The 14,312-nt window shown below is 67.2% G+C and carries 12 protein-coding genes and 1 tRNA gene; 5 read left to right on the top strand and 8 right to left on the bottom strand.

Annotated elements, in window-relative coordinates; translation table 11 throughout:
- Window positions 1-31: 31 nt before the first annotated feature.
- From A5733_RS21555 to A5733_RS21535, 5 genes are read right to left on the bottom strand one after another with little or no spacing between them, the layout of a single operon-like run.
- Entirely contained in the window at window positions 32-844 is an 813-nt protein-coding gene (locus A5733_RS21555) for a CoA ester lyase (RefSeq protein WP_076241603.1), read from the bottom strand.
- Window positions 845-1,351: a MaoC family dehydratase gene (locus tag A5733_RS21550; RefSeq protein ID WP_076241602.1), complete on the bottom strand. Its 507-nt coding sequence runs from the start codon at window positions 1,349-1,351 to the stop codon at window positions 845-847. It lies immediately after the preceding gene.
- Window positions 1,348-2,511 (bottom strand): acyl-CoA dehydrogenase family protein, encoded by a 1,164-nt coding sequence (locus tag A5733_RS21545; RefSeq protein ID WP_076241601.1) that lies wholly within the window; start codon window positions 2,509-2,511, stop codon window positions 1,348-1,350. Before A5733_RS21545 ends, A5733_RS21550 begins: the two co-directional genes overlap by 4 nt.
- On the bottom strand, window positions 2,508-4,508 hold the full coding sequence (locus tag A5733_RS21540; protein ID WP_369830961.1) for an acetyl-CoA carboxylase biotin carboxylase subunit: 2,001 nt from the start codon (window positions 4,506-4,508) through the stop codon (window positions 2,508-2,510). Before A5733_RS21540 ends, A5733_RS21545 begins: the two co-directional genes overlap by 4 nt.
- A 17-nt stretch (window positions 4,509-4,525) precedes the next feature.
- Entirely contained in the window at window positions 4,526-6,079 is a 1,554-nt protein-coding gene (locus tag A5733_RS21535; protein WP_076241600.1) for a carboxyl transferase domain-containing protein, read from the bottom strand.
- A gap of 70 nt (window positions 6,080-6,149) precedes the next feature.
- Here A5733_RS21535 and A5733_RS21530 point away from each other — a divergent pair, with 70 nt between their 5' ends.
- Complete coding sequence (locus A5733_RS21530) at window positions 6,150-6,746, top strand: TetR/AcrR family transcriptional regulator (protein ID WP_076241599.1); 597 nt, start codon at window positions 6,150-6,152, stop codon at window positions 6,744-6,746.
- On the opposite strand, the gene A5733_RS21525 is transcribed toward A5733_RS21530, so the two are convergent.
- On the bottom strand, window positions 6,743-8,626 hold the full coding sequence (locus tag A5733_RS21525) for a S9 family peptidase (protein WP_076241598.1): 1,884 nt from the start codon (window positions 8,624-8,626) through the stop codon (window positions 6,743-6,745). The genes A5733_RS21530 and A5733_RS21525 overlap by 4 nt on opposite strands.
- Window positions 8,627-8,723: 97 nt before the next feature.
- Between A5733_RS21525 and A5733_RS27260 the strand changes: the two genes are divergently transcribed.
- A complete protein-coding gene (locus A5733_RS27260; protein ID WP_076241597.1) occupies window positions 8,724-9,467 on the top strand; it encodes an MmpS family transport accessory protein in 744 nt (247 codons plus the stop codon).
- Here the strand turns inward: A5733_RS27260 and A5733_RS21515 are convergent.
- The gene (locus tag A5733_RS21515; protein WP_076241596.1) at window positions 9,442-10,746 is read right to left on the bottom strand and encodes an MFS transporter; all 1,305 of its coding nucleotides are present in this window, start codon (window positions 10,744-10,746) and stop codon (window positions 9,442-9,444) included. The genes A5733_RS27260 and A5733_RS21515 overlap by 26 nt on opposite strands.
- Before the next feature lie 43 nt (window positions 10,747-10,789).
- Between A5733_RS21515 and cmrA the strand changes: the two genes are divergently transcribed.
- Entirely contained in the window at window positions 10,790-11,596 is an 807-nt protein-coding gene (gene cmrA / locus A5733_RS21510) for a mycolate reductase (RefSeq protein WP_067767109.1), read from the top strand.
- Window positions 11,597-11,707: 111 nt separating this feature from the next.
- Here the strand turns inward: cmrA and A5733_RS21505 are convergent, their stop codons facing one another.
- Window positions 11,708-13,282, bottom strand: coding sequence for a helicase HerA-like domain-containing protein (locus A5733_RS21505; protein WP_076241595.1), 1,575 nt, complete (start codon window positions 13,280-13,282; stop codon window positions 11,708-11,710).
- A 130-nt stretch (window positions 13,283-13,412) separates the two neighbouring features.
- On the opposite strand from A5733_RS21505, the gene orn reads away from it, so the two are divergent.
- Together orn and A5733_RS21495 are read left to right on the top strand one after the other, a co-directional pair.
- Window positions 13,413-14,060, top strand: coding sequence for an oligoribonuclease (orn, locus tag A5733_RS21500; protein ID WP_067767450.1), 648 nt, complete (start codon window positions 13,413-13,415; stop codon window positions 14,058-14,060).
- 40 nt (window positions 14,061-14,100) lie between these two features.
- Window positions 14,101-14,173, top strand: a tRNA-His gene (locus A5733_RS21495).
- Window positions 14,174-14,312: the final 139 nt, after the last annotated feature.

Here is a 14,312-nt window from a genome sequence, read left to right as displayed (position 1 = left end):
ACGTGCAAAACCCCTGGTGAGAGGCCTCCGGCTAGGTGCCTGGGTGTGGCGCTAGCTGGACGATCCGCTCGGCCCGTCGCAGCACTGGGGCATCCACCATTATGCCCTCGAACGCGAAAGCACCACGCTGATCCGCCGCGGCGGCCAACACGTGTCGTGCCCACTGCACCTGCTCGTCCGAGGGTGCATAGCCGTCCCGGATCACCGCGACTTGAGTGGGATGCAGGGCCACCTTGATGTCGAAACCGACCGCTACGGCGTCGTCGACCTCGCGGCGCAGGCCGTCGAGGTCCTTGATGTCGATGTACACCGAATCGAGCGCGAGCTTGCCGTAGGCCTTCGCAGCCAACAGCGACTGCGACCGGACATGCTGGGCGACCTCGCGGTAGCTGCCGTCGGGGTAGCGGTTGGCGGTGCCACCGAGGAACCCGAACAGATCCTCGGCGCCCCAGAACACGCCGACGGTGTTGGCCGCCGCCGCGCACTCGGCGATCTTGAGCGCACCCAACGGACTCTCCACGATGAACACCACCTCCAGCGGCGCCAGGGCGGTGATCTGTTCGGCCGATTCGCATTTGGGCAGCATCACGGTCGTGTATGGGGTGCGTTGCAGCGCTTCGAGGTCCAGCTTCTGCTCCGCGGTGTCACCCGGGTTGATCCGGATGACGGTGCGGTTGGGGTCGAGCGGGGTGTTGACGATCGCCTCCCGCGCCGCGGGCTTGTCCCCGGCCCCGTCCTCCAAATCCAGGATGACGATATCGGCTGCCGCGGCGGCCTTTTCGAACCGTTCCGGTCGGTCGGCCGGGCAGAAGATCCAGGCCGGGCCGGCGTTGTCCAAGGGCACTTAGCTCTCCTCGCTGGGCTTCTTGCGCATCATCGCCTTGCGGGTGGCGGTGGCGACGACATCACCGTGCTGGTTGCGTCCGGTGTGCACGAACGTCACGATCCCCTCGCCTGGGCGGCTCTTGGATTCGCGCTTCTCGGTGACGACGGTTTCGGCGTACAGCGTGTCGCCGTGGAACATCGGCTTGGGGAACGCGATATCGGAGAAGCCGAGATTGCCCACGGTGGTGCCCTGGGTCATCTGGGTGACCGAAAGGCCGACCAGGGTGGCCAGGGTGAACATCGAATTGACCAGACGGGCGTTGAACGGCGGCTGCTCGTCCGACCAAGCGGCGTCGAGGTGCAGTGCCTGGGTGTTCATGGTGGCGGTGGTGAACAGCACATTGTCGGCCTCGGTGATGGTCCGGCCGGGGGCGTGCACGTAGCGCACGCCGGGCTCCAGTTCCTCGTACCACAACCCGCGCTGGCGGATGACTTTCTCGGCCCCTTCTCCCCCGGGCGCGCTCACAGGCCTGCCTCCCGCGCGATCAGCATCAGCTGCACTTCCGTTGTCCCCTCACCGATTTCGAGAATCTTGCTGTCCCGGTAATGACGTGCCACCGGGTACTCGTTCATGAATCCGTAGCCACCGAAGATCTGGGTGGCATCGCGGGCGTTGTCCATGGCGGCCTCGCTGGAGACCAGCTTGGCCACCGACGCGGCCTTCTTGAACGGCTTGCCGGACAGCATCAATGCCGCCGCGTCGTAGTAGGCGGCGCGGGCGGTGTGGGCCCGGGCCTCCATCCGGGCGATCTTGAAGGCGATGGCCTGGTAGGTGCCGATCGCTGCGCCGAATGCCTGACGTTCCTTGGCGTACTTGACACATTCGTCGACACAGCCCTGAGCCACGCCTACGGACAGCGCGGCGATGGCGATGCGGCCCTCGTCGAGGATGCGCAGGAAGTTGGCGTAGCCGCGGCCCCGCTCGCCGAGCAGGTTCTCGGCCGGCACGCGGACGTCGTCGAAGCTCAGGGGGTGAGTGTCCGAGGCGTTCCAGCCGACCTTGTTGTACGCCGGCTCGGCGGTGAAGCCCTCGGTGGGCACCGGCACCAGGATCGAGGAGATCTCCTTTTTGCCGCCGTCGCGTTCCCCGGTCACCGCCGTGACGGTGACGAGTTTGGTGATGTCGGTGCCGGAGTTGGTGATGAACTGCTTGGAGCCGTTGATCACCCAAGTGTCGCCGTCGAGTTTCGCCGTCGTCTTGGTGGCCCCGGCGTCGCTGCCACCGCCGGCCTCGGTCAGGCCGAACGCGCCCAGTGCCTTACCGGAAGCCAGCAGCGGCAACCATTCCTGCTTCTGCGCATCGTTGCCGAAGCGGTAGACCGGCATCGCACCCAGCGAGACCCCGGCCTCCAGCGTGATGGCCACGCTCTGGTCGACCTTGCCGAGCTCTTCCAGGGCCAGGCACAGCGCGAAGTAGTCGCCGCCCATGCCGCCGTACTCTTCGGGGAACGGCAGACCGAACAGTCCCATGTCGGCCATCCCGGCGACGACCTCGTACGGAAACGAATGTTCCTCGTCGTGTTTCGCGGCCACCGGGGCCACCACACTCTGGGCGAAATCGCGGACGGTCTTGGCCAGCTCCGCATAGTGGCCCGGCAGGGTGCCGGTCGACAAGAAGTCACTCATGATTGCTCGTTCTCCTGTGTTGCAGCGGTAATCCGGGCCAGCGGCTGACCCACCTTGACCTGGTCGCCGACGGCGACGAGTAGTTCGGCCACACCATCGGTGGGTGCGGTCAGGGCATGCTCCATCTTCATGGCCTCGACGGTGACCACCATCGTCCCGGCGGACACCTGCGCGCCGTTCTCCACACCCACGGCGACAACGGATCCGGGCATCGGGCTGACGAGTTCGGCGTCGCCGCTGTGCGCGTCCTCGGGGCGCACCGGCGCCTCTCGGACCTCCTCGATGACGAAGCTTCGCCCGCCACCGGCGAGCCAGAGCTGCCCGACCCCGCCACTGAGTTGCGTGGCGACCAGATACTCGGTACGCAGGCCGTCGAGGGTGACGGTGAACTGGCCGTCGACGAAAGCGGCGCTCACGGTGTGGGTTTCACCGTTCTCGACCGTGGCGGTGGCCTGCCCCGGGGTACCGGCGAGATACACGTGGTCGGTGCGATCGCCGGCCCGCAGCCGGAAGGCGGCCGGGGCACGTTCGCCGACCCGCCAGCCGGTCGGCCGGGCCCACAGGTCATCGCCGGCTTGGGACCAGTCGTTGATCCACTGGTAGGCCGCTGCGGCGATCAGCTCGGCATCGCCGAGGGCTTCCGGGGCGAAATCCGGTGCGCGACGGTCCAACAGGCCGGTGTCCAACCGGCCCGCCGCCACGTCGGGGTCGGCCAACAGGAATCGGAGGAACCCGGTGTTGGTGGTCAGGCCCAGTACCGCGGTGTCAGCCAACGCACGGTCCAGCGTGTGCAACGCGGCAGTCCGATCGGAGCCGTGGGCGATGACCTTCGAGAGCATCGGGTCGTAGTCGCTGCCGACCACGGTTCCGGCGGCCAGACCCGAATCGACCCGCACCCCCGGTCCCGACGGCTCCCGCAGCCCGAGCACCGGCCCGCCGGTGGGCAGGAAGCCGTTGGCCGGGTCCTCCGCGTACACCCGAGCTTCCACGGCGTGCCCGGTCATCACGATGTCGTCCTGAGCGAAGGCCAGCTTCTCACCGGCCGCGATCCGGATCTGCTGCTCCACCAGGTCGACTCCGGTGACCATTTCGGTCACCGGGTGTTCGACCTGGAGTCGGGTGTTCATCTCCATGAAGAAGAACTCGTCGGGCGCATCGGCGGACACGATGAACTCCACCGTGCCGGCACCGGTGTAATCGACACTACGCGCGGTGTCACATGCGGCCGCACCGATGCGCGCGCGGGTGGCCGGATCCAGCAGCGGCGAGGGAGCCTCCTCGATCACCTTCTGATGGCGGCGCTGCAAGCTGCACTCCCGCTCCCCCAGATGGATCACGTTGCCGTGCCCGTCGGCGAGCACCTGCACCTCGATATGCCGGGGCCGCAACACGAATCGTTCCAGGAACAACGTGTCGTCACCGAACGCCGCCGCGGCCTCACGCCGAGCACTCGCCAGTGCGGCCGGAAGATCGGCAGCCTGTTCGACCACCCGCATACCCTTGCCGCCACCGCCTGCCGACGGCTTGACCAGCACCGGGAACCCGACCTCGGGCGCCCCTGCGATCAGGTCCTCGTCGGTCAGGCCCGGACGCGAGATGCCCGGCACCACAGGAACACCGAACGCTGAGACTGCAGCCTTGGCCGCGATCTTGTCGCCCATGGTGGCGATCGCGGAGGCGGGCGGCCCGATGAACACGATGCCCGCGGACTGCAGGGCCGCAGCGAACTCGGCGTTCTCGGAAAGGAATCCGTAGCCGGGATGCACCGCCTGGGCCCCGGTGCGCTGCGCTGCCGAGACGACAGCGTCGATGTTCAAGTAACTCTGTCGCGCCGCGGCGGGCCCCAGGCGGACCGCCACATCGGCTTCGGTGACGTGCCGGGCCTGCGCGTCGGCGTCGCTGAACACCGCCACCGACCGGATACCCATGGCCCGCAGGGTGCGGATGACCCGCACCGCGATTTCGCCACGATTGGCGACGAGGACTGTGTGGAACAACGAGGTTGAAGTCATCATCACATCCGGAAAACGCCGTAGGAGACCGGCTCCAGCGGAGCCTGGCCGACAACCGAAAGGGCAAGGCCGAGCACAGTTCTGGTGTCCGCGGGGTCGATCACCCCGTCGTCCCAGAGCCGGGCGGTCGAGTAGTACGGGTTGCCCTGGTGCTCGTACTGGGCGCGGATCGGCGCCTTGAACTGTTCTTCCTCGTCGGCGCTCATGTCGCCGCGCACGGTGGCCAGCACCGACGCCGCCTGTTCACCACCCATCACGGAGATACGCGCGTTCGGCCACATCCACAGGAAGCGCGGGGAATACGCCCGCCCGCACATCGAGTAGTTGCCCGCCCCGTAGGAGCCGCCGATCACCACGGTCAACTTCGGCACCCGGGCGCAGGCCACCGCGGTGACCATCTTGGCGCCGTGCTTGGCAATACCGGAGGCCTCGTAGTCGCGGCCGACCATGAACCCGGCGATGTTCTGCAGGAACAGCAACGGGACCTTGCGTTTGTCGCACAGCTCGATGAAATGTGCTCCCTTGAGCGCAGATTCGCCGAACAGCACGCCGTTGTTGGCGACGATGCCGACCGGATGACCGTGGATGCGGGCGAACCCGGTAACCAGCGTGGTGCCGTACTCGGCTTTGAACTCGTTGAACTCGCCGCCGTCGACGATGCGGGTGATCACCTCGTGCGCGTCGTAGGGCACGCGGGCATCGACCGGGACCACGTCGTAGAGCTCGGTCTGATCGGCCATGGCGTCCACGGTGGGCGCCACCGCCCACGGCGGCGCGTCGGCCGGCCCCAGGGTGGCCACGATGTTGCGCACGATCCGCAAGGCGTCGCGGTCGTCATGGGCCAGGTGGTCGGTGACGCCGGAGGTCTTGGAGTGCAGGTCTCCGCCGCCGAGTTCCTCGGCGCTGACGACCTCACCGGTGGCGGCCTTCACCAGCGGCGGGCCGCCCAGGAAGATCGTGCCCTGGTTACGCACGATGACGGCCTCGTCGCTCATCGCGGGCACATAGGCCCCGCCGGCGGTGCACGAGCCGAGCACCGCGGCGATCTGCGCGATGCCTTGTGCGCTCATCGTGGCCTGGTTGTAGAAGATCCGGCCGAAGTGCTCGCGGTCGGGGAAGACCTCGTCCTGACGCGGCAGGAACGCGCCGCCGGAATCGACCAGGTAGATGCAGGGCAGCTTGTTCTGCAGCGCGATCTCCTGGGCGCGCAGGTGCTTCTTGACCGTGATCGGGTAGTACGTGCCGCCCTTGACCGTCGCGTCATTGGCCACGATCAGGCACTCCCGGCCCGACACCCGGCCGATGCCGGTGATCATTCCGGCGCCGGGACATTCGTCGTCGTACATCCCGTCGGCCGCCAGTGCGGCGATCTCCAAAAACGGGCTGCCCGAGTCCAGCAGGCCGTCGACGCGATCTCGGGGAAGCAGCTTGCCCCGATCGACGTGGCGTTGGCGGGCCCGTTCCGGGCCGCCGAGTGCGGCGGTGGCGAGCTTGGTGCGCAGTTGCTCGACCAGCGCCAGGTGCTCGTCGCGGTGCGATGACAAGGCAGCTCCCATTTCGGTTAATGACAACTAACTCGTGATAGGTTAGTTTTCATTAACTGAGTTGTCTACCCCCGGAGGCGCCATGTCCGAGCGCGCCGTCACCCGTCGCAGTCGCGCCAAGTCCGATCGTCGCGACCAGTTGATCGCCGCCGCCGAACGGCTCATGGCTGAGCGCGGCTATCTCGCGGTGCGACTGGAGGACATCGGCGCGGCCGTCGGTATCAGCGGGCCGGCCATCTACCGGCACTTCCCCAACAAGGAAGCGCTGTTGGTCGAACTGCTGGTGGGCATCAGTACCCGGCTGCTCGCCGGGGCACAGGAAGTGACCGCCACAATCGACGACCCCGCGGAGTCACTGGACAGCCTGGTGGACTTCCACCTCGACTTCGTCTTCGGCGAGTCCGACCTGATCCGCATCCAGGATCGCGATCTGGCGCATCTGCCCGACACCGCCAGGCGACAGGTGCGCCGGGCTCAGCGGCAGTACGTGGAGATCTGGGTGACGGTGCTGACACGGCTGCACCCGGAGCTGGCCGAAGAGGATGCCCGGGTGATGGCCCACGCCGCGTTCGGATTGCTGAACTCCACCCCGTACAGCGTGAGACCCGCTGTGTCCAAGACACATTCCCGCGCGGTACTGCGCCGCATGACACTGGGGGCGCTGACCGCGGCCGGCTAGACGCCGAACGCCTTGGACAGCCAGCGGGTCGCGGTGTCGACCAGCACCGCACGGTTTTCCCGCTTGACGATCTCGTGCCCGTCATCGTCGAAGATCAACAGTTCGACGGTGCGTCCCAGTGCCACCAGCGCGTCGTACATCTGCCGGGATTCGTCGGGCAACACGTTGGTGTCGTTGCCGCCGTGCACCAGAAGCAGCGGAGCGATGATCTTGTCCGCCTTCGGCAACGGCGAAAGTCGTTCCAGCAGATCCCGATCCGCCACCGGGTGGCCGTATTCGGGATAGGAGGCCGCCGCGATCCACGGTTCGGTGGTGCGGTAGAAGGTGTTCAGATCGCTCATCCCGCAGATACTGATGCCGGCCACGAACAGCTCCGGGTGGAACGCCAGCACCGCCTGGGTCAGATAACCGCCGTAAGACCAACCGGTGCAGGCCAACTTGTCGGCGGGGGCGATACCGCGGTCGACCAGATAGCGCGCACAGTCGGCGACGTCATCGATTGCGGCGAACCGCAATTCCTTGTCGTCGGCGTGCACGAACGCCCGGCCGAACCCGCCCGAGCCGCGCACGTTCGGCGTCAACACCGCGAATCCGGCGTCCAGCAGCGCCGGGAAGATCTCGTTGTATTCGGGGCGTGCCTGCCCCTCGGGGCCGCCGTGCAGAAACATCACCGCACCGACCGTCTCGGTCTGCGGCCGATACAGCCACGCGGTGAGCTCGAGGCCGTCCCGCGCGGAGATCCGTTCCAGCGTCGGTGCCTCGGTGAGCGGTCCGCGACTCGGTTCCCGGTCGATCCGCTCCCACTCCAGCGACCGCGGATCGACGAGTTCGACGGTGCGCGGCAACGACGGCCCCTGCACGGTGACGGCCACCATGGATCCGCCGGCACTGATACTCAGCTCTCCGGCCACCGGGCCAGGCAGGGGTATCGGCGCCGACAAGGTCTCATCGAAGTATTCCAGAATCTGTAACTCACTGCGGCCGTTGATGTTCCACAGCAGCGCGACGGTGGACAGGTCGTCACTGACCACGAACTCGTCGAGGTCATAGCCCGGACGTTCGGCCACCACGTGATAGGACACGCCCTCGGCGGTGACGGTCACCTCGAGCAGACGGGCGTAGCCGGCGCCGTTGTCACTGCGGATCAACGCCCGCACAAAGCCTTCCGTGCTGTCCGGGCCGTAGGTGCTGGCCGGATGGTACAACCCGGTCTCCCCGTCGATGCCGCTGCGCAACCGGCGTGGCGTGTGATCGTCGAGGATCACTCCGAAATCGGTGACCGAGCCGGGATCGGCCGGCAACAGCGCGATTTCGGTGTGCCCCCACAGCAGGATGAGTTCCTGGTAGCCACGCGGGCCGACGCGGACCAGCGAGGCACCGGCCCAGGCGTCGACCAACCGGCCGCCGGAACGACGGTCGAGCACCACGGTGTCCCCGGTGGCCGGATCGATCAGGCAGGAACTACCGACGCCGTCCTCACCGGTGAGGATCGCCGCCACCTGGGTGCCGTCCCACCCGATCAGCTCCGCGGTGCCCTCGCCGACCTCGGCCGGCCAGTAATCGATCCGGCGCGCGTCGCGGTCGTCGGGGTCGGTGGTCACCACCCAGATCTGGCTACGGGTGCCGCCTTCCGGGGCCACCTGGCACGCCAGCCAGTGCCCATCCGCCGAATGGATGACCTTCGTCACGGGCCCGATGACGGGCAGTTCCACATCACGCGAAGAGCTGGCCCGCCACCCGCGCAGGAACCGCTGCACCGCGCGCGGGTATCCCCCGTCGTCGACCAGGTGGGCAAATGCCGTCGCATCCGGGGACAACGACGCGCCATAGTTCACCCGCACGTGTTGGTCTGCGACCACCTCGCGCCCTCCTGTCTTCATTCGCCGAGCACCCACCATCTTCCCGCCACCGCACGGGTGACCTCGGTCTCGGCACACTGAGCATCCGCACAGGTACCCTCGCAGCCATGAGGTGGGCATGACCGATTCACCACGCCGCGACGGGTCTGACCCGACCCAACCGTTCGGTAGCGGCTCTCCCGTTGACTATCCAGATCCGGCGTATGCGAACCAGCCGCCGTATCAGGGTGCGTACCCGAATCCCACCCAGCAGCTGCCGTCCTACCCTCCCTACGGGTACGACGCAGGCGCAACCGGTCAGTACGGAGCCGGTTCGCCGCCGCCGAGCGCCCCCACCCCTACCGAGCCCGACGGCCATGAGCCCCGGCTGTGGCTGTGGATCCTGGCCGCCATCGCGATCCTGGTCCTGGTGGGTCTGGTCGTCGCGCTGGTGATCACCAACGGTTCCCGTCAAGAGACGGTGGTCGCACCACCGCAACCGATCACTCCCGCGCCCGGCTTCAGCACGTCGCCGACGACACCCACCACGACCTCACGGGCACCCCGCCCGGTCCCCGCACCGACCATCGCGCCGCCGACGACCACCGCAACCGGTCCGACGGAGACCGTCACCTACGAGGTCACCGGCGAGGGCCGGGCCATCAACATCACGTACCTGGACACGGGCAACATGCTGCAGACCGAGTTCAACGTCCCGCTGCCCTGGACCAAGCAGGTGGAGCTGGCTCAACCGGCGACCGAAACGGCCAGCGTCAGCGTGGTCAACTTCGGCCCCGAGGTGGCCTGCACGGTGACCGTCAACGGGGTCCAGACCCAGCACCGCACCGGTTCGGGCATCACGATCTGCGTGGGGACACGCTGAGCCGCGCGGGCACCCGCACCGCCAGCATCCCGGCCAACCCCAGCACCATCACCAGACACAGTCCGCCCATGCCGGCCCGGTCGGTGCCGAACAGATCGATGAAGGTGAAGAACAGCCACGGCGCCAGGAATGACGCCGCGCGACCGACGGTGGTGTAGAGCCCGAAGGCCACGCCCTCCTTGCCGTCGGCGGTCAGCCTCAGCATCAAAGTGCGCGCCGAGGACAGCGTCGGGCCGATGAACAGGCACAGCAGCAGCCCGCACACCCAGAAGGCCACCGGACCGGACAGAACCAGCAGGGACAACCCGACCACGATCAGGCTGACCAGCGATCCGACGATGACAGGTTTGGATCCCAGCCGGTCATCGAGCTGCCCGCCGACCACGGCGCCCACCGCGGCGATCACACACGCACTCATGCCGAACAGCAACACGTCCGCCTCGGAGATGCCATAGACGTTGACGCCCAGCACAGCGCCGAACGCGAACACTCCGGCCAGACCGTCGCGGAACACCGCGCTCGCCAACAGGTAGTAGACGACGTTGTGGTCGCGGCGCCACTCGCCGCGGATCTCGGCCCACAGTCGCCGGTAGGCACCGAACAGGCCGACGCGTTCGGTCGGGCCGGTGGCGGTCACCTTCGGTACGACGATGAACACCGGCAGCGCGAACAACATGAACCAGACCGCGGTCAGCAGCATCACCGCCCGCACGTTCTGACCGTCTGCCGCCGGGATGCCCAGCAGACCGCGGGTCTCGCCGTCACCGGCGATGAACCCGACATAAGCCACAAGCAGCAACACGACGCTGCCCGCGTAGCCCAGGGCCAGACCCAGCCCAGAGATGCGTCCGGAGGTCTCCGGTGTCGACAGCTGCCGCAGCATGGCGTTATAGGGCACCGTGGCCAGCTCGTTGCACGCCGCTGTGCAGGCCAGCAAGATCAGGCCGGGCAATAGATAGCGGTGGTCGTCGTGGATCAGGCTCATCGCCGACGTCAGCGCCACGGCCGCCCCGGTCATCACCGCGAGCACCCGACGGCGTCGCTCCGGGGCGTCCACCCAGATACCGGTCACCGGGGCCAGGACGGCCACCGCGAGTCCGGCGACGGTCATCGCGCGGCCCAACCAGCTGGCCGGGGTGGTGTCCCCAGGAAGATCAGAGCCGACCGCGCCGGTCAGATAAACCGAGAACACAAAGGTGACGGCGATTGCGTTGAGGCCCGTCGCACCGCAGTCCCACAACGCCCACGCGAGCACCCTCGCCCGCCCGGGGTTAGTCATGACCGACACCCTATGGGTTTTGGCTCCTTCTAGGATTGGCGCCATGCCCGTACCCGCACCCAGTCCGGATGCCCGTGCCGTCGTCACCGGCGCCTCACAGAACATCGGTGAGGCGCTGGCCACCGAGCTCGCCGCCCGCGGCCATCACCTGATCATCACCGCCCGGCGGGAGGACGTGCTGACGTCCCTGGCGCAGCGGCTCACCGAGCGCTACGGCGTGACCGTGGAGGTGCGTGCCGTCGACCTCACCGACCCGGCGGCCCGCGACGGCCTGTGCGACGAACTGGCCCAGCGCGAGATCTCGATCCTGTGCGCCAACGCAGGCACCGCGACCTTCGGGCCGGTGATCGACCTGGATCCCGCCGGCGAGAAGGCCCAGGTGCAGCTCAACGTGCTCGGCGTGCACGACCTGGTGCTGGCGGTCCTGCCGGGCATGGTCAAGCGCGGCTCCGGCGGCATCCTGATCTCGGGATCGGCGGCCGGCAACTCCCCCATCCCCAACAACGCCACCTACGCCGCGTCCAAGGCCTTCGCCAACACATTCAGCGAGTCACTACGCGGCGAGCTCAAGGGCGCCGGCGTACACGTCACCGTGTTGGCGCCGGGCCCGGTGCGCACCGAGCTGCCCGACGCGGCCGAGCAGTCACTCGTCGAGCGGCTGATCCCCGACTTCCTGTGGATCTCAACGGAATACACCGCCAAGCTGTCGTTGGACGCCTTGGAGAAGAACAAGATGCGGGTGGTGCCGGGGGTGACCTCCAAGGCCATGTCGATGGCCAGCGGCTACGCCCCACGGGCGATCGTCACCCCGATCGTCGGCGCGGTCTACAAGAAGCTCGGCGGCGGTTAGTTTTCGCCTGTCTTTGCGCCGATTTCTACCTCTGGGTTGTTGATCGGCTCAGATCACGACCCCTGGGTAGAAATCGGCGCGAGCTTCAGCGGCTGTAGCCCGATTCGCCGCTCAGCGGCGGCGGCGCCCCGTGCCGAAAATACTTCGGGTGATCTCCCGGCCAATCACCGTGCCCGCCGAGCGCATCGCACTCTTGAACGCCGAGCTCTTGAGCACCTGCTCGAGCACGCCTGGTTCTTGGGGCTGCGCCGGGGCGGGCATCGGTTCGATGTCGCCGGACGCCTCGACCCCGGCGAAGCCACCCGGATCCTCGGGCGAGGGCGGCGGGGCCAGCTTGGCGGCCAGCCGCTCGTATGCCGAATCCCGGTCGACCGTCTGGCCATAGGTGGCCTGCAGCGGGCTGGCCTTCGCGGCCGCGGTGATCTCCTCGGGCCCGATGGTGTCCATCAACGACCGCGGGGCGCGCATCCGAGTCCACGCCACCGGCGTCGGCGCCCCGGTCTCTGAGAGCACCGTGACGATCGCCTCGCCGATCCCCAACGACGTCAACGCCTTCTCCAGGTCGTAGACATCCGTCTTCGGGTAGGTGCGAACCGTCTTCGACAGCGCCTTCTGGTCATCAGGAGTGAAGGCGCGCAACGCGTGCTGCACCCGGGCGCCCAGTTGGGACAACACGTCATTGGGTACATCGGTGGGCAGTTGGGTGCAGAAGAATACGCCGACGCCTTTGGACCGGATCAGCTTGACGGTCTGCTCGACCTGCTCCAGGAACGCCTTGGACGCGTCGTTGAACAGCAGATGCGCCTCATCGAAGATGAAGACCAACTTGGGCTTGTCGACGTCGCCGACCTCGGGCAGCGTCGTGAACAGATCGGCCAGCACCCACATCAAGAACGTCGAGAACATCACCGGCCGGGCAGCCTGAGCGCCCAACTCCAACAGGGTGATGATGCCGCGACCCTGCGGATCCGTGCGCAGCAGGTCCTTGGGCTCCAGTTCGGGCTCACCGAAGAACGAGTCGGCCCCCTCGGCCTCCAAATTGACCAGGGCCCGCAGGATGACACCGGCAGTCGTCGTCGACACCGCACCCAAAGCCTTGAGTTCGGGCTTGCCCTCGTCGCTGGTGAGGAACTGGATCACCGAGCGCAGATCCTTGATGTCCAGCAGGGGCAGCCCCTTCTGATCGGCCCAATGGAAGATCAGGCCGAGGGTCGACTCCTGAGTGGTGTTGAGCCCCAAGACTTTCGACAGCAGGATCGGACCGAAGCTGGTGATAGTGGCGCGCACCGGAACCCCGACGCCCTCGGTGCCCAACGACAGGAACTCCACGGGGAACGCCGTCGGCGTCCAGGCATCGCCGGTGTCCTTGCCGCGCTGGTCGACCTTGTCGTTGGTCTCTCCCGGCTTGGCCAACCCGGACAGGTCGCCTTTGACGTCGGCCATCATCACCGGAACGCCGGCTGCCGACAGCTGCTCGGCGATCACCTGCAGCGTCTTCGTCTTACCGGTACCGGTGGCACCGGCGATCAGCCCGTGCCGGTTGACCGTGGCCAATGGGATGCGCACCTGGGCGGCCGGGTCGACGACGCCGTCCACCAGGACCGTTCCCAATTCCAGCGCTTGGCCTTCGACGGCGTAGCCGGCAGCGATCTGCTGCGCAGGGGTGGCTGTCGATTCCGTGGTCATGCGGCGGTCCTCCCGGCCAGGTACGAAGTGTGCGCGAACGAGCCAATCGGGCTCTGACACTACTTGCCGGACGCCACGCGCGGTGGGTGTGGCGGTTCTACAGCAAGCTATGGGAATACTGTGGATCTTTGTGCGAGACGAACTGGTATGGATCGACTGCGAGATGACCGGCCTGGACCTGAAGTCCGATCGCCTGATCGAGATCGCGGTTCTGGTCACCGACGCTGACCTGAACATCCTCGGCGACGGCCTTGACGTGGTGATTCACGCTGACGACGCGGCGCTGTCGTCGATGGTCGATGTGGTCAAACAGATGCACGCCCGATCCGGCCTGACCGAGGAGGTGCGGCGGTCCACCGTCGACCTCGCCACCGCCGAAGAGATGGTGCTCGATTACATCCGCGGCCACGTCAAGCAGGCCAAGGCCGCTCCCCTGGCCGGCAACTCGATTGCCACCGACCGCGGCTTCATCGCCCGCGACATGCCGAAACTGGACGACTACCTGCACTACCGGATGATCGACGTCAGCTCGATCAAGGAACTGTGCCGGCGCTGGTACCCACGCATCTACTTCGGTCAGCCCGAGAAGGGCCTCGCACACCGCGCGCTGGCCGACATCCACGAGTCGATCCGCGAACTCAAGTACTACCGCTCGACCGCGTTCGTTGCCCAGCCCGGGCCGTCTACCAGCGATATCGCCGCTGTCGCCGCCGAGCTCGGGCCGCCCAAGGACGACGCGCCCGAAACCGATTCGGCGGTAGGACACCCGAGCAGTTAGTATCTACGAGCCGCATACGCCGAAAGGCAGCGCGGCGATGGTGGCTGTAGTTCAGTTGGTAGAGCACCAGGTTGTGATCCTGGCTGTCGCGGGTTCGAGTCCCGTCAGCCACCCCGACTGGTAACGATGCCCCACCCGCGATTAAGCGGGTGGGGCATCGTTGGTTTTCGGGTCCGGGTTAATGGCCAAAATGTGTGTACGGCTGTCGGTGTGTCGTGGCGGTTAGGGTGTTGATCTGCCGGCCCAGCCGTG

Origin of the sequence: Mycobacterium sp. NS-7484, from assembly GCF_001953975.1 — a bacterium.
Taxonomy (GTDB): domain Bacteria; phylum Actinomycetota; class Actinomycetes; order Mycobacteriales; family Mycobacteriaceae; genus Mycobacterium.
The sequence above is the reverse complement of the archived record's forward strand: the minus strand, read 5'-3'. Positions and strand labels throughout refer to the sequence as shown.